14 protein-coding genes and 2 pseudogenes are annotated in these 21,063 nt (G+C 72.3%); 12 read left to right on the forward strand and 4 right to left on the reverse strand.

Annotated features, from left to right (window positions below; translation table 11 throughout):
* Positions 1-151 precede the first annotated feature (151 nt).
* The 3 genes from O7612_RS08415 (at position 152) to O7612_RS08425 (ending at position 4,057) form a co-directional block, all read left to right on the forward strand.
* Entirely contained in the window at positions 152-1,552 is a 1,401-nt protein-coding gene (locus O7612_RS08415) for a phosphatidate cytidylyltransferase (RefSeq protein WP_282273841.1), read from the forward strand.
* Positions 1,553-1,656: 104 nt separating this feature from the next.
* Complete coding sequence (gene rlmN / locus O7612_RS08420) at positions 1,657-2,808, forward strand: 23S rRNA (adenine(2503)-C(2))-methyltransferase RlmN (protein WP_282271983.1); 1,152 nt, start codon at positions 1,657-1,659, stop codon at positions 2,806-2,808.
* A gap of 22 nt (positions 2,809-2,830) precedes the next feature.
* Positions 2,831-4,057 carry a DivIVA domain-containing protein gene (locus O7612_RS08425; protein WP_282271985.1) on the forward strand — a complete coding sequence of 409 codons (1,227 nt, stop codon included), beginning with the start codon at positions 2,831-2,833 and terminating at the stop codon, positions 4,055-4,057.
* Between the two features lie 230 nt (positions 4,058-4,287).
* Here O7612_RS08425 and O7612_RS08430 read toward each other — a convergent pair whose 3' ends face one another.
* Positions 4,288-4,509, reverse strand: a complete 222-nt coding sequence (locus O7612_RS08430) for a DUF2631 domain-containing protein (RefSeq protein WP_282271987.1) — start codon at positions 4,507-4,509, stop codon at positions 4,288-4,290.
* Positions 4,510-4,858: 349 nt separating this feature from the next.
* Here O7612_RS08430 and O7612_RS08435 point away from each other — a divergent pair, with 349 nt between their 5' ends.
* A complete protein-coding gene (locus tag O7612_RS08435; protein WP_282271989.1) occupies positions 4,859-6,424 on the forward strand; it encodes a Rieske 2Fe-2S domain-containing protein in 1,566 nt (521 codons plus the stop codon).
* 221 nt (positions 6,425-6,645) lie between these two features.
* Positions 6,646-7,326 (forward strand): TMEM175 family protein, encoded by a 681-nt coding sequence (locus O7612_RS08440; RefSeq protein WP_282273842.1) that lies wholly within the window; start codon positions 6,646-6,648, stop codon positions 7,324-7,326.
* A 77-nt stretch (positions 7,327-7,403) separates the two neighbouring features.
* On the opposite strand, the gene O7612_RS08445 is transcribed toward O7612_RS08440, so the two are convergent.
* A complete protein-coding gene (locus tag O7612_RS08445) occupies positions 7,404-9,005 on the reverse strand; it encodes an NAD(P)/FAD-dependent oxidoreductase (RefSeq protein ID WP_282271990.1) in 1,602 nt (533 codons plus the stop codon).
* A gap of 810 nt (positions 9,006-9,815) precedes the next feature.
* On the opposite strand from O7612_RS08445, the gene O7612_RS08450 reads away from it, so the two are divergent.
* Positions 9,816-12,134 (forward strand): MMPL family transporter, encoded by a 2,319-nt coding sequence (locus tag O7612_RS08450; RefSeq protein ID WP_282271991.1) that lies wholly within the window; start codon positions 9,816-9,818, stop codon positions 12,132-12,134.
* Here the strand turns inward: O7612_RS08450 and O7612_RS08455 are convergent.
* Positions 12,101-12,916 (reverse strand): annotated as a pseudogene (locus tag O7612_RS08455) (YhjD/YihY/BrkB family envelope integrity protein); the annotation flags it as partial. The gene O7612_RS08450 and the pseudogene O7612_RS08455 sit on opposite strands and share 34 nt — an antisense overlap.
* A gap of 51 nt (positions 12,917-12,967) precedes the next feature.
* Here O7612_RS08455 and O7612_RS08460 point away from each other — a divergent pair.
* Both O7612_RS08460 and O7612_RS08465 read left to right on the forward strand, forming a co-directional pair.
* Entirely contained in the window at positions 12,968-13,522 is a 555-nt protein-coding gene (locus O7612_RS08460; protein ID WP_282271993.1) for a GNAT family N-acetyltransferase, read from the forward strand.
* A 1,060-nt stretch (positions 13,523-14,582) separates the two neighbouring features.
* Positions 14,583-16,172 carry a pectate lyase gene (locus tag O7612_RS08465; protein WP_282271995.1) on the forward strand — a complete coding sequence of 530 codons (1,590 nt, stop codon included), beginning with the start codon at positions 14,583-14,585 and terminating at the stop codon, positions 16,170-16,172.
* 310 nt (positions 16,173-16,482) lie between these two features.
* On the opposite strand, the pseudogene O7612_RS08470 reads toward O7612_RS08465, so the two are convergent.
* A pseudogene (locus O7612_RS08470) lies at positions 16,483-16,670 on the reverse strand (flavin reductase); the annotation flags it as partial.
* A 3-nt stretch (positions 16,671-16,673) separates the two neighbouring features.
* Here O7612_RS08470 and O7612_RS08475 point away from each other — a divergent pair.
* From O7612_RS08475 to ispG, 4 genes are all read left to right on the forward strand, one after another.
* Positions 16,674-16,937, forward strand: a complete 264-nt coding sequence (locus O7612_RS08475) for a Scr1 family TA system antitoxin-like transcriptional regulator (RefSeq protein WP_282271997.1) — start codon at positions 16,674-16,676, stop codon at positions 16,935-16,937.
* Positions 16,938-17,405: 468 nt separating this feature from the next.
* Positions 17,406-18,617: a 1-deoxy-D-xylulose-5-phosphate reductoisomerase gene (gene dxr, locus O7612_RS08480; protein WP_282271999.1), complete on the forward strand. Its 1,212-nt coding sequence runs from the start codon at positions 17,406-17,408 to the stop codon at positions 18,615-18,617.
* Positions 18,617-19,858, forward strand: a complete 1,242-nt coding sequence (locus O7612_RS08485) for a site-2 protease family protein (protein WP_282272001.1) — start codon at positions 18,617-18,619, stop codon at positions 19,856-19,858. Before dxr ends, O7612_RS08485 begins: the two co-directional genes overlap by 1 nt.
* 8 nt (positions 19,859-19,866) lie before the next feature.
* Positions 19,867-21,039, forward strand: coding sequence for a flavodoxin-dependent (E)-4-hydroxy-3-methylbut-2-enyl-diphosphate synthase (ispG, locus tag O7612_RS08490; protein WP_067304906.1), 1,173 nt, complete (start codon positions 19,867-19,869; stop codon positions 21,037-21,039).
* Positions 21,040-21,063 lie beyond the last annotated feature (24 nt).

A 21,063-nucleotide genomic window follows, 5' to 3' on the forward strand; every position in this document is an offset into this window, starting at 1 on the left:
GCAGTAGGCTCGGCACGATTCCCGGGCCACCGCCCGGTGAACGGCGGGGATCGACCGGCCGTCGGGTCGGTCAACCGGAGTAGTCACGCGGGTAGGGGATGGTTGTGGTCTTGCGTCATGTGGTGGAACTCGTACCGTCGTCCGGTGCGTGATGTCCCACCTCGACCCCTATGGCAGCGCCGAGCCTCGCGGCTGGGACCGGTCCGACCGTCCGCCGGCGCTGCCCTGGCCGGAGCGCGGGGAGGTCGAGCCGTGGTCCCCCCGGCAGGCCGGCCCCGAGCTGTCCGCCGCACCGCAGGCCCCGCCCCGTCCACCTGCCCGCCGGCACGACGAGCCGAACGACGCGTCGTACGACGTGCCGGCCGGCGACCGGCTCGGCGGTGACCGGGTCGCGGGCCTGGTCCCGCCGCTGTCCGGCGGGACCGTCCCGCACCCGCCGACCCCGGTACGCGACGACGACGCCCCGACCGCGCAGCTGACCCCGGTGCGCGCCGACGCGCCGACCGCGCACCTCGCCCCGGTGCGCGACGACGGGGCTACGGCCGGGCAGCTCACCCCGGTGCGCGACGACGACGCTCCGACCGCACAGCTCGCCCCGGTACGCGACGAGGACCGGGCGCGGCCGGTGTCGCCGGCCGCCGACGTCGACCCCGCAGCGGTGCCGCCGCCCGGCCGGCGCTCGCCCGGCCGCCGACGGGCCGGCCCCGACCGGCCGGCGACCCAACTGCCGTCGACCGGCCGGGCCGGGCGTAACCTGCCGGCCGCCATCGGGGTCGGGCTCGGGCTCGGGGCGTTGGTCCTGGTGCCGCTCTTCTTCTTCCTCCCCGGGTTCCTGGCCGTGCTGGCCGGCGCGATCGGGGTGGGCATCTGGGAGATGACCCGCGCGGTACGGCGCAGCGGCGCCCACCCGCCGCTGGTGCCGCTGCTCGCCGGCGGAGTGCTCACCATCGGGTTGGCCTGGTTCGCCGGGCCGGACGCGCTCAGCCTGGGCCTGCTGGTCACCGTGCTGGGCACGATGGTCTGGCGGCTGGGTGACGGACCGGCCGGTTTCCAACGGGACCTCACCGCGGCCACCCTGATCGCGGTCTACGTGCCGTTCCTGGGCGGTTTCGCGGCGATGCTCGCGGCGGCCCCGGGCGACGGGCACCTGCGGGTGCTGGTCACCGTGGTCGGCGTGGTGCTCTCCGACACCGGTGGGTACGCCGCGGGGGTGACGTTCGGCAAGCACCCGATGGCACCCCGGATCAGCCCGAAGAAGTCCTGGGAGGGGTTCGCCGGTTCGGTCGCCGCCGCAGCCCTGGGCAGCGCCCTGCTGATCTGGCTGCTCTTCGACGTGGCCCCCTGGTGGGGCGCGCTGTTCGGGGTGGCGGTCTCCGGTGCGGCGGTGCTGGGTGACCTCGCCGAGTCCATGATCAAGCGGGACCTCGGCGTGAAGGACATGAGCAGCCTGCTGCCCGGCCACGGCGGTCTGATGGACCGGCTGGACTCGATCCTGTTCGCCGTACCCACCGCTTATCTGCTGTTGGCGGTCCTCGTGCCGGTGGTGGGCTGACGGATGGACCACGCCGTGCCGCCCGGGCGTTTTCCCTGGTGTGAGCCGATTCGGCACCTCCGGACGGGCGGGTCCGGCGAGCGGCGTGACAGACTGGACCAGCCATGACGAGCCTACCCGTGATCCCCGTTGACCCTGACGCCCCTGGTCGCCGTCCGGCGATGCCGCCCCGGCACCTCGCCGACCTTGACCTGCCGGGTCGGCAGGCGCTCGTCACCGAGCTGGGCGAGCCGGCCTTCCGGGCCAAGCAGGTGTCCCACCACTACTTCGGCCGGCTGATCCGGGATCCGGCCGGGATGACCGACCTGCCGGCGGCCACCCGGGACCGGCTCGCGGGTGCGCTGCTGCCCCGGCTGCTCACTCCGGTGCGCGAGCTGGCCTGCGATGACGGCGCCACCCGCAAGGCACTCTGGCGGTTGCACGACGGTTCGCTGGTGGAGAGCGTGCTGATGGGTTACCCGGACCGGGTCACCGTCTGTATCTCCAGCCAGGCGGGCTGTGGCATGGCCTGCCCGTTCTGCGCCACCGGTCAGGCCGGGCTGACCCGTAACCTCTCCACCGCCGAGATCGTCGACCAGGCGGTCTACCTCGCCGGGGTCGCCGCCTCGGGGGCGGTGGCCGGGTCGCCGCCCCGGTTGTCGCACGTCGTGTTCATGGGCATGGGCGAGCCGTTGGCCAACTACTCCCGGGTCGTCGCGGCGATCCGCCGGTTGGTCGCGCCGGCCCCGGAGGGGTTGGGGTTGTCGCAGCGTCACGTCACCGTCTCCACGGTGGGTCTGGTGCCGGCCATCCGGCGACTGGCCAGCGAAGACCTCTCGGTGACCCTTGCGTTGTCGCTGCACGCGCCCGATGATGAGCTGCGCGACGAACTCGTGCCGGTCAACCAGCGCTGGAAGGTAGCCGAGGTGCTGGACGCAGCGTGGGACTACGCGGCGACGACAGGGCGCCGGGTGTCGATCGAGTACGCGATGATCAAAGACGTGAACGATCAGCCGTGGCGGGCCGACCTGCTCGGACGCCTGCTGGCCGGGAGGTCGGCGCACGTCAACCTCATCCCGCTCAATCCGACGCCGGGTAGCCGCTGGGACGCCAGCGCCAAGCCGGTGGAGCGGGAGTTCGTCCGACGATTGCGGGATTCCGGCGTCTCCACCACGGTACGTGACACCCGGGGTCGTGAGATCGACGGTGCGTGCGGTCAGTTGGCTGCCGCGGTGGACAGTGACATCGAAGCGCCGCGCGGGCGCGACCGGGCGTAGCGGTACGAGACCAGGAGACATAGTGGCGAGTCAGGGTCAGCGTTTCCGGCGTAAGGCGCTCCGCCGGGGCTACAAGGTCGACGAGGTCGACGCCTTCCTGGACCGGGTGGAGGCGACCCTCGCCGGTCAGCCGGTCGGTGCTCCCGTGGCCTCCCAGGAGGTCCACGACGTGGTCTTCCGGGTCCGTTTCAACGGCTACGACGAGTGGCAGGTCGACCTGCACCTGGACCGGGTCGAGCGGCAGCTGGCCGAGCTGGAGGAGCGCGGTGCCCCGAGCGGCCGGGGGGCCGACCCGCGCGGTGTTGACCGGCTCGCCCCGTCGATGCGCGACGACCACCGGGGTGTGCCGTCCGCGCCGCCGCCGATGCCGCCCCGGGCCATGCCGGCCCAGTCCGGTCCGCCGGACCGTTTCGGCAGCCGCTACGACGAGCCGACCGGTGCCTTCGCCGGCGGGTACGACGCCCCGCGGGGCGGGTACGACGCCCCCCGCGGCGGGTACGACACGCCACGGGGCCAGTTGGGGCCGGGCCCCGGTGGGCCGATGGGTCCTGGTCCGGGTGCGCCGATCGGGCATGGTGGGCCGATGGGTCCTGGTCCGGGTGGGCCGATGGGGCACGGCGGCCCGCCGCAGCGTGGGCTGCCGGCCGGTCCGGGGAGTGGCTACGGTCCCCCGGACGAGCAGCGTTTCGACGGGTTCGAGGCGGGCCGGCACGGTCGCGCGGACATGACCGCCGAGATCCGAATGCCGGACCGCGACCGGATGCCCGAGCGGGATCGCATGCTGGAGCGGGATCGCATGCTGGAGCGGGACCGCATGCCCGAACGGGACCGGATGCCCGAGCGCGATCGCATGCTGGAACGGGACCGGATGCCGGAGCGGGATTCGCGGGACCTGCGTGGCCCCGCCGGACCGCCGTCGCTGCCGCAGCAGCCGCTGGGTGGTCCACCGCCGATGGCCGGCCCGCCGATGGTGGGTCCGCCGATGGCCGGCCCGCCTGGCAGCGAGCTGTACCGGGTCGACCAGATCCGTCGCAGCTTCCAGGTACGCCGCTTCGGCAGCGGATACGATCCCGACCAGGTGGACCGGTTCTTCGAGAGCCTGCTCGGCGGCATGCAGGGCCGCAACCAGATGCCGGTCAACCCGAAGGACCTGGACACGCTGCGTTTCGGGCTGGTGCCCGGTGGCTACTTCGAGGCCGAGGTCGACGCCGCGCTCAAGGACGTGCAGGACATCCTCTTCGGCCGCTGAACACCGACGGCCGCAGCCGTGTGTGAACACCGACGGCCGCAGCCGCCGTGCGACCACCGACGGCCGCAGCCGCGTGTGACCAACGACGGCCGAAGCCGCGTGTGAACACCGGCGGCCGCAGCGCTGCTGCCGATGCCGGCTCCTGCCGTCGGGGCGTCGGCCGAGAGTCGAGACGACGAAGGCCCGCCCCGGACCGGGGCGGGCCTTCGCACGTCGGTGGAACGGGTCCGTCAGGAGCGCAGCCCGCTGCGGCGTAGCACGGCGTCGCCGACGACGATCCCCAGCAACAGCACGGCCAGGCCGACGAGCCAGATGTCCTCGACCTTGCCCTCGTGGTTGCCGCACAGCATCGCCAACAGCGCCAGCGCGGAGACCACCGCGCCGATCCGTCCGGCCTTGCGGTGCCCGGGCCTGTGCTGATCTGGCGCGGTTACCGGCTCGCTTCCTGCCACTGTCGGTCCTTCCCTCGCGATCGGAACTCCGGTTAGTCTGGCACGCCCTGCCCTGCGTCCGGTGCGGGGTCCGCCCTGCTGGGGCGCGACAGACCGGGGAGGGCGGCCGCGGGTAGCGGGCCGAAGGACCGAGCCGGGGGCTGCGGGCCGAAGGACCCCACCCGGGGGCTGCGGCCCGAAGGACCCCAGCCGCAGGCTGCGGCCCGAAGGACCCCACCCGGGGGCTGCGGGCCGAAGGACCCCTTCGCGGTGGGGCGGATCGGCTCTACCGGCGTCGCGGGCCGTCGACCACACTGCCTCCGGTAGCGTTCTGACGTACACCATGATTGTCGGTTTGAGGGGGACTGCGGTGCGAGTGACCGGTACGGGGCATGCCAGCATGCGGATCGACACGGCTGCGGGCAGCATCCTGTGCGACCCGTGGGTCAATCCGGCCTACTTCGCCTCCTGGTTCCCGTTCCCCGACAACTCCCTGCTCGACTGGGAGTCCCTGGGCCAGGTCGACTACCTGTACGTGTCGCACCTGCACCGGGACCACTTCGACGCCAGGCACCTGCGCGACTTCGTCTCGAAGGACGCCACCGTGCTGCTGCCCGAGTTCCCCACCTCCGAGATGGCCGACGAGCTGCGGGCGCTGGGCTTCACGAAGTTCCTGGAGGCACCCAACGAGCAGGTGGTGGAGCTGCCCGGCGGCCTGAAGATCATGATCCAGGCGTTGACCAGTCCGACCGACGGTCCGATCGGCGACTCGTCGCTCTGGGTGGAGTACGACGGGGTCCGGCTGCTCAACCAGAACGACGCCCGCCCGACCGACCTGACCGTCTTCGCCGAGCTGGGCCACGTGCACGCGCACCTGCTCCAGTTCTCGGGCGCGATCTGGTACCCGATGGTGTACGAGCTGCCGCAGGCGGCGAAGACCGCGTTCGGCAAGCAGAAGCGGGAGCGGCAGTTCGACCGGACCTGGCGGTACATCGACGACCTGAAGGCCGACCACGTCTTCCCGATCGCCGGCCCGCCGTGTTTCCTCGACGACGCGCTGTGGCAGTTCAACGACATCCACGGCGACGAGGGCAACATCTTCCCGGACCAGTCGGTGTTCCTGTCCGAGTACGCGAAGGTCGGCGGGACCAACGGCATCGTGCTGCTGCCGGGCAGCGTGGCCGAGGTGACCACCTCCGGGGCGACCACCACGCACCCGCAGCCGGTCGAGGAGTTCTTCGCGAACAAGAAGGCCCACCTGGAGGAGATGCGGGAGCGCAAGCGCGGCGTCATCGAGGCGGAGAAGGCGTCCTGGCAGCACCCCGAGATCGACGTCCTGGCCGGGATGAAGAGCCGGATCGAGCCGCTGCTCGACGAGTCGATCTACCTGGCCAAGGGGGTCGGCGGGCCGGTCCGCTTCGACCTGGTGGGCACCGACGGGTCGGGCCGGGAGACCGTCGAGTCGATCGTGGTGGACTTCCCCGGCAAGGAGGTCCGGCCGTACGCCGACGAGAAGGTCCGGTACCGGTTCCGGACCGAGCGGGCGCTGATCGAGCACCTGTTGCACATCGGCGAGGTCGACTGGGTGAACTCCCTCTTCCTGTCCTGCCGCTTCTCGGCGGCCCGGATCGGCCAGTACAACGAGTTCGTGTACGCCTTCTTCAAGTGCCTGTCCACCGAGCGTCTCCAGTACGCCGAGGGCTGGTACGACGAGCACGAGCGCAGCACCGACGCCGAGGACATCACCCTGGGTGACTGGGTGGTGCAGCGCCGTTGCCCGCATCTGAAGGCGGATCTGACCCGGTTCGGCATCGTCGACGGCGACCAGCTCACCTGCCAGTTGCACGGCTGGAAGTTCGACCTCCCCTCCGGCCGCTGCCTCACCAGCGTCGGCCACAAGATCCGCGCCGCCCGCACCCAAACCCCCACCCCCTAACCCCCACCCCCTCCCCCTCCCCCCGGTTCCCCCGTTCCACCCCAACCCACCCCCGTTTCCGGCGATCATGGAGTTGTGCTGGGCCGTAAAAGCCCTGAACCGGTACACCCCGGGCACCATAACTCCATGATCGACACAGGCATGGAGGGTGGGGGTGGGGTGTGGAGGGGACGGTGGGGGACGAGGGGGCGGGGGAGGAGGGGGTGGCGGGGGAGGAGGGGGTGGCGGGGGCGGAGGGGGCGGAGGGGTATGAGTTTGGGCGGTGGCGGGAGAAGGAGCGGGACGCGTCGCGGGTGGAGGCGTTCAGCGACGCGGTGATCGCGATCGTGCTGACCCTGATGGCGGTGGAACTGCTCCAACTCAGTCCGCAGCGGCCCGAGGGGCAGGACCTGCCCGAGGCGCTGTTCCACGAGTGGCCCGCCTACCTGGCGTACGTGATCACCTTCGTGATCGTGGGACAGGTCTGGCTGACCCACCACAACATGTGGCGGTACGTCGTCAAGGTCGACCAGCTCCTGCTCGTCCTCAACCTGCTGTTGCTGCTGTTCGTGGCGGCCATCCCGTTCGCGGCCATCCTGCTCGCCGACAACCTGCGCGGCCCCGTCGTCGACCAGCGGCTGACCGCCACGCTCTATGTGGGGACGGTGCTCGGTGAGGCGCTGTTCTTCAACCTGAGCTGGTGGTGGGCCCGCCGTCGACGGCTGCTCGATCCGGGGCTGGATCCCCGGTTGGCCCGCGCGGTGGCCCGCCGTTTCCTGCTCGGCCCGTTGCTCTACGTGGTGGCGTTCGGCATCTCCTTCGTCGACCCGGTGCTCAGCCTCGGGGCGTACCTTCTGCTCACCGGGATCTACCTGATCCGTGGCCCGGGCGACCTGCCGTCGTCCCGCCCGGCCCGCGCCTGAGCAGGGGCGGCGAGCCGGACGGGGGAGGTGGGCAGGCCGGACCGTCCCGGGGCAGGGGAGCGGGCCGGGGCACGGGGTCAGCGGCCGAGGTCGGCGAGGATGCGTCGGGCCGCGTTGTGGCCGGCCGCGCCGATCACGCTGCCGGCGGGGTGGCAGCCGGCGCTGCCCGCGTACACGCCGTCGATGCCGGTGGCGTACGGCATCCGGTCGGTGAACGACACGGTGTTGTCGACGTGGTGGATGTGTCCGCCGGTGATGCCGAAGTGCGCCTCGATGCCGGGCGGCGGCAGCGGCACCGCGTCGGCGATCAGGTCACCGGTGCCCGGGGCGTACCGTTCGCAGATCTCTACCAGGCGGGTGACGTAGCCGGGCAGCGCGGTGTCCCAGTCGGTGCCGGCCAGCGTGTAGGGGACCGACTGGACGAACAACGCCGACGAGTGGTGCCCGGCCGGGTCGGACAGCGACGGGTCGACGGTGGTGTGCAGGTACCACTCGATGGTCGGCTCGTCGGGCAGTCGCCCGGCCTGGACGTCCGCCCACATCGCCCGCAGCGCCGCCATCGGCGACGCGCCGCCCGCCCCGACCAGCGACGCCGACCCGGGCAGCAGGTGGATGGTGGACCCGAACGGGCTGGGCGCGTCCGCCGGCAGGCAGGAGAACCGGGGCAGCCCGGTCAGCGCCAGGTTCAGTTTGAACGTGGTACCGGGCCGGCGGACCGCCGTCATCCGCGCGCCCAGCTCCGCCGGCAGCGCGCCGTCGGGCACCAGCTCCATCAGCCGGTACGGGTCACACGCGCCGAGCACCACCTCGGCGGCGACCTCCCGCCCGTCGGCGAGCCGGACGCCGGACGCCGCGCCCCCGGACAGGGTGACGGCCTCGACCCGGGCCCCGGTCAGGATGGTCGCCCCGGCGGCGCGGGCGGCCTCGGCGAAGGTGCGGGAGACGGTGCCCATGCCGCCTTCGGCGATCATCCAGGTGCCGTCGGAGCCGGGCAGCCGGCACATGTTGTGCACCAGGAAGTTGTGGCCGGTGCCAGGATCGTCGGGGCCGGCGTTGAGGCCGGACAGCCCGTCGGTGACCGCGTACATGCTGACCAGCAGCTCGGAGCGAAAGTCGAAGCGGGCCAGGTGGTCGGCGACCGAGCCGCGTACCAGGTCGACGAAGACCTGACGCAGCCTCGGACGGACGTACCGCTCGGCGGTCTGCTCCACCGGCAGCGGCTCGGTCAGCCAGGCCGGGGCGAGGTCCGCGCGGAGCTGCGCCAGTTCGGCCTGGAGCGCGTCGTCGGCGGCCACGTCGGCGGGGGAGAAGAATTCGGTGAGCTGCCGCCGGGTGGCCGCGGTGTCGCTGCCGAAGAGCAGGTACGGCGCTCCCGGCCCGCCCGGGGTGGGCAGGAAGTAGTGCGGGTCGCGGCGCAGCACCGGGATCCGCACGTCGAGCGCGGCGAGCAGCTCCGGTGGCATCAGCCCGAGCAGGTACGACCCGGTGGAGTGCCGCAGCGCGGGCACCTTCGGGAACGGGTTCTCGGTGCGGGCGGCCCCGCCGATCACCTCCGCCGCCTCCAGCACCAGCACGTCGAGCCCGGCGCGGGCCAGTAGGACGGCGGAGACCAGCCCGTTGTGCCCCGCTCCGATGATCACGACGTCGGCGTGGGACGGCAGCGCACTCGCATCACTCATGCCTGGGCAGCCTAGTGCGGCGGGCGGTGTGCGTCTGCCGGCTCAGCCGGGCCGGCTGGTGCGGTGTGGGGCATGGGTCTGCGCTCGGCCGGCCGGCTGGTACGGCGGGCGGTGTGCGTCTGCCGGTTCGGCCGGGCCGGCTGGTGTGGTCGGCGGTGCGGCGTGTCTGCTGGCTGGCTCGGTCGGGCTGGTCGGTGCGGTGTGTGTCTGTTGGCCAGCCGGCCGGACCGGCTGGTGTCGTCGGCGGCGGGCGGTATGCGTGTCCCGGCTGCGCCGGGTCGGCCGGGTGTCGACACCATCATGCGCGGAACCCGTCATGCCGCTGCGGCATGAATATGACTTTCAGGCATATCGGTCACCACGGAAAGCGGTGCCCGTCCGCCTCGGTCGGAGACCGGGGAGGGGCGGGAAGCGGTGCCCCTGCCGCTCCGGCAACCGGGAAGAGACGGTGTCCCTGCCGCTCCGGCAACCGGGAAGAGACGGTGTCCCTCCGCCCCCGGCAATCAGGGGAGGAAGCGGGGAACGGTGTCCCCCCCCGTGCCGGCAACCGGAGGACAGCGGGTGTCCCCCGCGCGAGGGCAATCAGGGAGGAGGCGGGGAACGGCGTATCTCCCGTGCCGGCAAGCGGGGGAGAGGGGTGTTCCTCGCGCTCGGGCAATCAGGGAGAGGCCGGCCCGGCCCGCTGAACGTGAACGGTTGTTGCGATAGTGGACGGCGGTCGCTGCGGCGCCGATCCCGGTCGCCGCCGGTCGACGGCCCGGGTGCGGGTGCCGGTGCCGGTGGGCCGGTGGATCGACGAGGGGAGAGCCGATGTTCGCCTGGTGGGGGCGGGTGGTGGTGCGGACCCGGTGGGCGGTGCTGGCCGCCGCCGGGGTGCTGGTGGTCGTCGGGGTGACCTGGGGCAGCGGGGTGTTCGGGGAGCTGACCGGGGGCGGGTTCGACGACCCTTCCAGCGAGTCCAGCCGGACCGTGCAGCGGGTCACCGCCGAACTCGGCCGGCAGGGCGCGGACGTGATCGTGCTCTGGTCCAGTGACACCGCGTCCGTCGACGATCCGGGGTTCCGCGACCCGGTCACCTCCACCGTGGCCGGGCTGCGCCAGCGCGCCGAGGTGGCCGAGGTGACCAGCTGGTACGACGCCCCCGCGCCCGCGCTGGTCGCCGAGGACCGGCGGGCGACCTACGCGTTGGTCAAGCTGACCGGTGGCGACGAGGACGCCCGGTCGGCACAGTTCACGGCGTTGCGCCCCGCACTGGACGCGCCGGGGCTGCGGACCGACGTCGGCGGGCTGGTGGCGTTCCAGGCGGCGGCCACCACCCAGAGCACCGAGGACATCACCCGGGCCGAGCTGCTGTCCATGCCGGTGCTGCTGGTGCTGCTCGTGCTGATCTTCGGTGGACTGGTCGCCGCCGGCACGCCGTTGCTGGTCGGTGGGCTGGCCATCCTCGGCGCGTTCGTCGCGGTACGACTGGTCAACCTGGTCACCGACGTGTCGATCTTCGCGATCAACGTGATCACCCTGATCGGGCTCGGGATGGCGGTGGACTACGCGCTGTTCATCATCAGCCGGTTCCGGGAGGAACTGGCCGCCGGCCGGAGCACCGCCGAGGCGATCCGGCGCACCATGCTCACCGCCGGCCGGACGGTCTTCGTCTCCGGGCTGACCGTCGCGCTGGCCATGGCCAGTTTGTTGATCTTCCCGCAGCCGTTCCTGCGGTCGATGGGCTTCGGCGGGATGGCCGCCGTGCTGATCGCCATGCTGGCCGCGCTCACCGTGCTGCCGGCCCTGCTGGTGGTGCTCGGCCACCGGGTGGACGCGGTGCGCGTACCGCTGCCGTGGCGGCGTGGGACGCGGGGTGCGCGGCGGGCGGCGGGTGACGCGGGCGGCGCCTGGGCCCGGATCGCGCGCAGCGTGATGCGCCGGCCGGTGCTCTACCTGGTGGGGGTCGCGGCGCTGCTCGCCGTGCTGGCCACCCCGTTCGCGCGGATCACCTTCGGCGGGGTCGACGAGCGGGTGCTGCCGGCGGACGCCGCGCCCCGGGTGGTCTCCGAGCGGATCTCCGCCGAGTTCCCCGGCGGCACGGTCGCCCCGGTCGAGGTGCTGGTCTCCGGTGCGCCGGCCGACGCGGTGCGCCCGTTCGCCGACCGGATCGGGACGCTGCCCGGGGTGACCGGGGTGCAGGTCACGGCGGCCCGGGGGGAGTCCACCCTGCTGTCGGTGAGCTACCCGGGGGAGCCGACCGGCGACGCCGCCCGGGACCTGGTCCGGACGCTGCGTGACCTGCCCGGCCCGGCCGGGGCGCAGGTACTGGTCGGTGGTCGGCCCGCCGCCGACGTGGACCTGCTGGACAGCCTCGGCGACCGGCTGCCGTGGATGGCCCTGCTGATGGCCGGCGCGACCCTGCTGCTGCTCTTCCTGGCCTTCGGCTCGGTGGTGCTGCCGGTCAAGGCGGTGCTGATGAACCTGCTGTCGATCGGCGCGTCGTTCGGCGTGGTGGTCTGGATCTTCCAGGACGGGCACCTGTCCGGTCCGCTCGGCTTCACCTCCACCGGGTTCATCGAGCCGAGCAACCTCATCCTCATGCTCGCGGTGCTGTTCGGGCTGGCCACCGACTACGAGGTGTTCCTGCTCAGCCGGGTACGCGAGGAGTGGGACCGCAGCGGCGACAACACCGCCTCGGTCGCCACCGGCCTGCAACGTACCGGGCGGATCATCACCGCCGCCGCACTGCTGCTGATCATCGTGGTGGCGGGCTTCACCACCGGCGGGATGGCCTACATCAAGCTGATCGGCGTCGGCATGATCGTGGCGATCGTGGTGGACGCGACCCTGGTCCGGGCGCTGCTCGTGCCGGCCACCATGCGGCTGCTGGGCCGGTGGAACTGGTGGGCGCCGGCACCCCTGGCCCGGCTCTGGACCCGCTACGGCCTGCGCGAGACCGACGACCCGGCGGCGTCCCCGGACCCGGCCGCAGCCCCGGACCCTGCCGCGGCTTCGGACCCGGCCGCGGCCCTGGACCCGGCCGCGTCCCCGGACCCTGCCGCACCTTCGGACACCTCCCCGGGGGAGTCGCCGGAGGAGGCGGCGCGGCGGACCCGCCACCGGGACAGCGCGAGGGTGGCCGAGTAGCCGGCCAGCACGATCACGTGGAACAGGTAGAGCCAGAGCAGCACCGCGACGCCGGCCCCGACCGGGTCGAAGCCGCCGAACGGGACACCGAGGTCCAGCGGGAGCGAACAGAACAGCACGAAGCCGTGCAGGAAGCCGGACAGGTTGGCGGCGGTGAACGAACCGACCGCCAGGGTCGACAGCCAGTCCGGTGAGGCCGGCCCGACCACCCGGAACACCCACATCAGCACCGGGGTGAGCACCAGCCACACCGCCAGGAACGACAGCACGATGCCGAGGGCGGCGACCCAGCCGCCCTGCCGGATCAGCCGGGTGGTGGTGGGCAGCGCGATGAGGATCGACAGCAGCAGGGCGGGGGCCGGGGCGAGCAGCGGCAGCAGCAGCAACCGGCCCCGCCAGCCGACCAGTGACTCGTCCGGGTTGGGCGCGGTGGCCACCGAGACGAAGGCCCGGCGCAGCCCCTCACCGTAGAGCGAGGCCGGCAGCAGGGAGGCCAGCGCCAGCAGCGGGGTCAACTGCACCCCGGCGTTGACCAGCGCGTCCACCGCGTCGGGCGCACCGATCGCGTCCGGCAGCGTCTCCACGGCGTACGCGGTGAGCCGGCGTACCCGGTCCGCGCCGGCCAGCAGCGAGGTCAGCCAGATCGCCAGCAGGGCCACCGGCACCACGGCGATCGCCCCGTAGAAGGTGATGGCGGCGGCGTGCAGGGAGAGGTCGCGACCCCGTACCGGTCGGAACGCGGCACTGGTGATCCGCTTCGTACGCTGCCATGCGTCGCCCATCGCGATGTTCTTCCCCCTGACGGTGGTGGGCACGCATTACGATCCCGCGACATGACCGTGCTCACCACCGCCCGGCTTATCCTGCGGGACTGGACCGACTCGCCGGCCGACCTGGCCCGGATCTTCGACCTCTACTCCCGCAACGAGGTGGTGCGCTGGCTGGGCGCGGCTCCCGGCCTGCCGTTGACCGATCCGGGGCAGGCGGCCGACCGGCTGGCGCTCTGGCGGACCCGGCACGCCGACCACGGCGACCGGTACGGCACCTGGGCGGCGCAGGCGCGCGACACCGGCCTGGTGGTCGGCACGATCCTGCTCAAGCCGCTGCCCGGCCGGGACGAGCAGGTGTCCACCGGGGACATCGAGGTGGGTTGGCACCTGCACCCCGACTCGTGGGGCCACGGCTACGCCACCGAGGCGGCCCGCGCGCTGGTCGACCGGGAACTCGCCACCGGCACCCCGCAGGTGTACGCGGTGGTCGCCCCCGGCAACGTGGCGTCGGTGGCGGTGGCCCGCCGGCTCGGCATGACCCACCTGGGCCGGCGTACCGACTGGTACGGCGGCGAGGAGTTGGAGACCTTCGTCCAGCGGGCCACGCCGGGCACATGACGGGGTGGGGCCGTGTCGGCCGCGTGGCGTGGCGTGGTCGTGTCGGCCGCGTGGCGTGGCGTGGCGGGGCGGGCCGGGCACTGGGCGGGCCGAGCCCGTGTCGGCCGCGTGGCGTGGCGGGCGGGCCACGCCGGGCACATGGCGGGCCGGGCTCGTGTCGGCCGCGTGGCGTGGCGGGGCGGGCCACGCCGGGCACATGGTGGGCCGGGCTCGTGTCGGCCTCATGATCAAATACGCCTCTCGTGCGCCTGGTACGGCGTGTCGGCTCGCTCACCCGTAGACGATCATGTGGCAACCGCTGGTCGGGTGCGGGTGCGTTGGGCTTGGCCAGCGGGGTGGGTGGCATGGGCGGTGGGTGGCGTGGGGTGGGGTGTGGGGTGGGTGGTTTGTGTCGGCGGGGTGGGTGGAGTGTGGGGTGGGTGGACTGTCGGGTGGGTGGCTGTGGGGTGGGCGGCGTGTGAGGTGGGTGGGGGCGGTTGACGCGTGATGGGGGCGCAGGGTGGTCATTACGCCGCAATCCGGGCGACACCTTGCGATGTTATAGACGTCACTCTATTGTCGGTCTCGGAAAGCGCTTTCCAGATGCCTGGAGTGGGTGCCCCGGCGGAGCTCTGCCGCCGCCGCCGGCACCAGTCCGGCTTCTGCGCGGCAGTCCGCTGTGCGCGCACCAGCCCGGCGGGCACCGCAGTCCGGCGGGCAGAACAGTCCGGCGGGCAGAACAGTTCGGCGGGCAAGGCAGTTCGGCGGGCAGAACAGTCCGGCGGGCAAGGCAGTCCGGCGGGCACCGCAGTCCGGCGGGCAGAACAGTCCGGCAGGCAGAGCGGGCCCGACCCCGATCGGGGCGGAGTCCGGGCGCGATCACCCCGTGGCCCGGACTGACGGTCGGTGTCCTCGACGGCTGGCCGGGACGACCACGGCTCCCAGTGCCACCACGGCTCCCAGTGCCACCACGGCCCGCAGCGGAAACCCCGTACCACCACCCGTACTCCAGCAGCACCACCTACACCACCACCCGCACCCCACCAGCACCACCACCGGCACGGAGAAAGGTGACGCGAGGATGAGACGACCAGTGACACGACGGGTCCAGGCGGGGCTGGCCACCGCGGCCGTCGGCGCGGCGATCTGCGTGGCCCTGCCGATGCACCAGGCTTCGGCGGCGGCCGGCAGCGCCAGCGGCTACGCGACCCAGAACGGCGGGACCACCGGCGGCGCGGGCGGGCAGACCGTCCGGGCCAGCACCGGCACCGCGATCCACGCGGCCCTGTGCAACCGGGCCAGCAGCAGCACCCCGATCGTCATCGAGGTGCAGGGCACGATCAACCACGGCAACACCACGAAGGTGTCCGGCAACAGCTGCAACACCGCCGCCGACCGGATCGAGCTGAAGGAGATCAGCAACGTCACCATCGTCGGGGTCGGCAGTGGCGCGGTCTTCGACCAGCTCGGCATCCACATCCGCGACTCCCGCAACATCATCATCCAGAACGTGACGGTGCGGAACGTCAAGAAGTCGGGCTCGCCCACCTCCAACGGCGGTGACGCCATCGGCATGGAGAGCAGCGTGCGCAACGTCTGGGTCGACCACACCACGCTGGAGGCGTCGGGTGGTGAGTCGGCGGGTTACGACGGGCTGTTCGACATGAAGGACGACGTCCAGTACGTCACGTTGTCGTACAGCATCCTGCGCAACTCGGGGCGGGGCGGCCTGATCGGCTCCAGCGAGAGCGACCGGGGCAACGGCTTCGTCACCTTCCACCACAACCTCTACCAGAACATCGACTCCCGTACGCCCCTGCTACGGGGCGGGATCGCGCACGCCTACAACAACTCGTACGTGCAGTTGAACGAGTCCGGGATCAACTCCCGGGCCGGCGCGCGGGCCAAGGTGGAGAACAACTACTTCAAGAACTCCCGGGACGTGCTGGGCACCTTCTACACCAGTGAGGCCGGCTACTGGCAGGCCAGCGGCAACATCCTGGACAACGTGACCTGGTCCAGCCCTGGCAGTGAGACCAACCCCGCCGGCCCCGGCATGCCGTCCAACACCAGCGTCAGCATCCCGTACTCGTACCGGCTTGACGGGGCGAGCTGCGTGCCGGACATCGTCCGGCAGACGGCCGGCGCGAACACCGGTCTCAAGGAGTCGAACGGAAGCTGCACGCCGACCACCCCCAACCCGACCACCCCCAACCCGACCACCCCGGGACCGACCACCCCGGCTCCCACCACCCCCGCCCCCACCACGCCCCCGCCGACCACCCCGCCGCCCACCGGCAACCCCGGCGGGACCAACCTCAGCATCGGGGCCGGCTCCGACGGCTCCAGCAAGGCCAGCGGCACGAGCTACGGCGACGTGCGGGACGGCAACATGGGCACCTACTGGTCGCCGGCCGGGTCAACCGGTGACATCTCGATCAAGTGGGGCTCCGCGACCAGCATCTCCTCGATCAACATCCGGGAGGCGTCCGGCTCGGTCGGCAGCGTCACCTCCTGGCAGGTCCTCAACGGCGACACCGGCGCGGTGCTGGCCTCCGGCACCCGGGCCGGCGTGATCACCTTCGCCCGGACCTCGCTCAAGAAGGTCACCTTCCGGATCAACAGTTCTGCTGCCACCCCGAGGGTCGCCGAGTTCGAGACCTACGCCTGATCAACCCGTTAGGGCTGGTGCGGGGGTGTCCGTCGACGCGGACACCCCCGCGCCGGCGGCCCCGCGCCGGCGGCCCCGCGCCGGCGGCCCCGCACCGATCAATGCGCGTCGGCGGGCGCGGAAGCGGGCGCGGAAGCGGGCGACGAGCCAGATGGCGGCTCGGCCGGGCAGGTCGGCGGCTGGTGCGTGGCCCGGAGTGCGGCTCGGTCGGGCGGGTCGGCGGCCGGTTGTGGCGGGTCCAGGCGAGGAACCGGGTGACGTACGCGGCCGGGTCGACCGTGCCGGTGCCGATCCGCAGCGCATCGGTGATCGCGTCGTGCATGAGCAGGCACAGGTAGATGGTCAGCATCGGCCGGTCGTGGGCGTACTCCCGCCGTAGGCGCAGCTTGGCCGGCTGGCAGGGCCACGGGGCGGCGCAGCCCGGCACCGCCAGGCGGGCCGTGCGGCGACGTGCGGCCCGGCACCGTCCCGCCGGGCTGTCGACGGCCGTCTCCGCAGGGGGTGCTGCACCGGGGAATCGGTGAACCGGCGGTCATGATCGAGCAGTTCGAGCGTCTGCTGCGGCTGACTGAGCACCCGCACATCAGCGTGCACGTGGTGGCGGCGGATGCGGGGATGCACGCCGGCCTGCCCGGCCAGTTCATTCTGGTCCGCTTGCCCGACGGAGGAGAGGTCGTGCATCTGGACAGCGCCCTGCGGACGCACATCACCGACCGGCCGGACGACGTTGATAGCTTCCGCGCAACGGGAGAGCCTGCGCGGTGAGGCACTGCCAGGCCGAGCCTCCCGGGATCTCATACGGGAGTCGGTGACTCACGCGTCTCCGCGCAAGATCGTGCTCGATCCAGGATGTAGTGGTATCCGTGTGGTTCGAGGCCACTACATCCTGGATCGAGCACGATCTTGGCGCCGGGCGGCACGGGGATGGGGACGTGGGGGACGGGCGGGGAGGCGGCAGGCGGGATCGGCGGCGGGACGCGGGAGGCGATCGGCGGCGGGACGCGAGAGGCGAGAGGCGGCTGGCGGGATCGGCGGCGGGACGCGAGAGGCGGGAGGCGGCTGGCGGGATCGGCGGCAGGCGGGATCGGCGGCGGTGGGCGGGAGGGGCAGCCGGGGGACGGGTGGTGCCACGGGTCTGCCGTAGACGGGCGGGTGCGAGTCCGGGCGCGGAGGGGGACGTCGAGGGGTGAGGCTCCCAGCGGGAGTACAGCGCGGCCGGGGCAGAATGACCGCGTGACAACTCCCCGGGATCTCGTACTGCTCGGCTCCACCGGTTCGATCGGCACCCAGGCGATCGACATCGTCAGGCGCAATCCGGACCGGTTCCGGGTGGTGGCGCTCGGTGCGGGCGGCGGCAACGTCGAGTTGCTCGCCACCCAGGCGCTCGGACTGGGGGTGGACGCGGTCGGGGTGGCCAAGGCGTCCGCCGCGCAGGATCTCCAGCTCGCCTTCTACGCCGAGGCGAGCCGGCGCGGCTGGGCCACCGGGGACTTCAAGCTACCGAAGATCATCGCCGGTCCGGACGCGATGACCGAGCTGGCGCAGTGGCCCTGCGACGTGGTCCTCAACGGGGTGGTCGGGTCGCTCGGGCTCGCGCCGACGCTGGCCGCGCTGCGCTGTGGTCGTACCCTCGCCCTGGCCAACAAGGAGTCGTTGGTGGCCGGCGGCCCGCTGGTCAGGGCCGCGGTGACGCGGCCGGGGCAGATCGTGCCGGTGGACTCGGAGCACTCGGCGCTGGCCCAGTGCCTGCGCGGCGGCACCCGGGGCGAGGTACGGCGGCTGGTCGTCACGGCCAGCGGCGGACCGTTCCGGGGGCGGCGGCGCGACGAGTTGACCGCTGTCACCCCGGAGCAGGCGCTGGCCCACCCGACGTGGAACATGGGGCCGGTCGTCACGATCAACTCGGCCACGATGGTCAACAAGGCGCTGGAGGTGATCGAGGCGCACGAGCTGTTCGACGTGCCCTACGCCGACATCGCCGTGATGGTGCACCCGCAGTCGGTGATCCACTCGATGGTCGAGTTCGTCGACGGCTCCACCCTCGCCCAGGCGAGCCCGCCGGACATGCGGCTGCCCATCGCGCTCGGCATCGGCTGGCCCGACCGGGTGCCCGACGCCGCCGCCGCCGTCGACTGGACCACCGCCCACACCTGGGAGTTCACCCCGCTGGACGACGAGGCGTTCCCGGCGGTGGCGCTGGCCAAGGCGGCCGGTACGGCGGGCCACTGCCGCCCGGCGGTCTACAACGCGGCGAACGAGGAGTGCGTGGCGGCGTTCGTCGCCGGCCGGCTGCCGTTCCTCGGCATCGTCGACACCCTGGAGCGGGTCCTGGAGGACACCCCCGATTTCGACGAACCAGGTACCGTCGTGGACGTGCTCGCCGCCGAATCATGGGCGCGCGCGCACGCGCAGGAGATCATCTCGGGGTCGGGGAAGGAAGCCTGATGCTCTATCTGCTCGGGGTGGTGGTGATCGCCCTGGCGATCCTCATCTCGGTGAGCCTGCACGAGGCGGGTCACATGCTGACCGCCAAGGCGTTCGGGATGAAGGTCACCCGCTACTTCGTCGGCTTCGGACCGACCATCTGGTCGTTCCGCCGGGGTGAGACGGAGTACGGCCTCAAGGCCATCCCGCTCGGCGGCTTCTGCAAGATCGTCGGGATGACGCCGCAGGACGACGACGTCGAGCCGGGTGACGAGAAGCGGGCGATGTGGCGCTACCCGGTGTGGAAGCGGACGATCGTGATGTCCGCCGGCTCGGTCACCCACTTCGCGCTGGCCGTCGTCGCGATCTGGCTGGCCGCCATGTTCATGGGCCTGCCCAACAAGGACCTGCCCAACCCGCTGCCGGCGCACGTCAAGGTCGTCGACTGCGTCATCCCCACCGACGCGGTCCGCGAGTGCGCCCCGGGCGACCCGGTCAGCCCCGCCAAGCAGGCCGGGCTGCGCGACGACGACCGGATCGTCGCCGTGAACGGGGTCGCGGTCGCCGACTACACCGCGCTGGTCAAGACCGTCCGCGACCTGCCCCCGGGCCAGCCGGCGACGATCAGCTACGAGCGCGACGGCGTGTCCGGTGAGGTCCGCGCCGACCTCGCCGCCGTGCAGCGCCGGCCGCTGGACGACCCGAACGGCCCACCGGTCACCGTCTCCGCCCTCGGGGTCGCCGGCCCGATGCTCCCGCCCGGCGTGCCGGCGAACGTCACCTACGGCCCGGTCGAGGCGATCCCGGCCACCGCCGGCTACACCAAGGACCTGGCCGTCGGCACCTACGAGGCGATCAAGCGGATCCCGGACAAGGTGCCCGCCCTGTGGACCGCCATCACCGGTGGCGAACGGGACAAGGACACCCCGATCAGCGTGGTCGGCGCGAGCCGGCTCGGCGGCGAGGCGCTGGAGAACGGCGTCTGGCAGCTCCTGGTCCTGCTGTTCATCTCGCTGAACTTCTTCGTCGGTGTGTTCAACCTGCTGCCGCTGCTGCCCCTCGACGGCGGTCACATCGCCATCGCCTGGTTCGAACGGGCGCGCTCCTGGCTCTACGCCCGGATCGGCCGACGCGACCCGGGCCGGGTCGACTACCTCAAGCTGATGCCCATCACGTACGCGGTGATCCTCATCGGTGGCGCGTTCACGCTGCTCACCGCCACCGCGGACATCGTCAACCCGATCACGCTCTTCACGAGGTGAGTGCTCAAGTGACCGCTGTCAGTCTCGGTATGCCCGCCGTCCCGCCCCCGCCGCTGGCCCCCCGCCGGATCAGCCGTCAGATCATGGTCGGCTCGGTGCCGGTCGGTGGAGGTGCCCCCGTCTCGGTGCAGTCGATGACGACCACCCTCACCTCCGACGTCAACGCCACCCTCCAGCAGATCGCCGAGCTGACCGCGTCCGGCTGTCAGATCGTCCGGGTCGCCGTGCCCAGCCAGGACGACGTGGAGGCGCTGCCGGCCATCGCCCGCAAGTCGCAGATCCCGGTGATCGCCGACATCCACTTCCAGCCGAAGTACGTCTTCGCCGCGATCGACGCCGGCTGCGCGGCGGTCCGGGTCAACCCGGGCAACATCCGTCAGTTCGACGACAAGGTCAAGGAGATCGCGGCAGCGGCCTCCGCCGCCGGTACGCCGATCCGGATCGGCGTCAACGCCGGCTCGCTCGACAAGCGGCTGCTCGCCAAGTACGGCAAGGCCACCGCCGAGGCGCTGGTCGAGTCGGCGCTGTGGGAGTGCTCGCTGTTCGAGGAGCACGGCTTCCGGGACATCAAGATCTCGGTCAAGCACAACGACCCGGTGGTGATGATCCGCGCCTACCGGCAGCTCGCCGAGCAGTGCGACTATCCGCTGCACCTGGGTGTGACCGAGGCCGGGCCGGCGTTCCAGGGCACCATCAAGTCGGCGGTCGCCTTCGGGGCGCTGCTCGCCGAGGGCATCGGCGACACGATCCGGGTGTCGCTGTCGGCCCCGCCGGTCGAGGAGATCAAGGTCGGCAACCAGATCCTGGAGTCGCTCGGCCTGCGCGAACGCGGCCTGGAGATCGTCTCCTGCCCGTCCTGCGGTCGGGCGCAGGTGGACGTCTACAAGCTCGCCGAGGAGGTCACCGCCGGCCTGGAAGGGCTGCCGGTGCCGCTGCGGGTCGCCGTGATGGGCTGCGTGGTGAACGGCCCGGGCGAGGCCCGCGAGGCCGACCTCGGGGTCGCCTCCGGCAACGGCAAGGGGCAGATCTTCGTCAAGGGACAGGTGGTCAAGACCGTCCCCGAGGGGCAGATCGTCGAGACACTGATCGAAGAGGCGCTGCGGATCGCCGACGAGATGGGCGCGGAGATCCCCGAGGAACTGCGCGAGCTGGTCCCCGGCCCCACCGTCACCGTGCACTGAGCCACGTCGGAAAGGGCGGCCCTC

Origin of the sequence: Micromonospora sp. WMMD987, from assembly GCF_029581435.1 — a bacterium.
In the GTDB taxonomy this organism is placed as follows: domain Bacteria; phylum Actinomycetota; class Actinomycetes; order Mycobacteriales; family Micromonosporaceae; genus Micromonospora; species Micromonospora rifamycinica.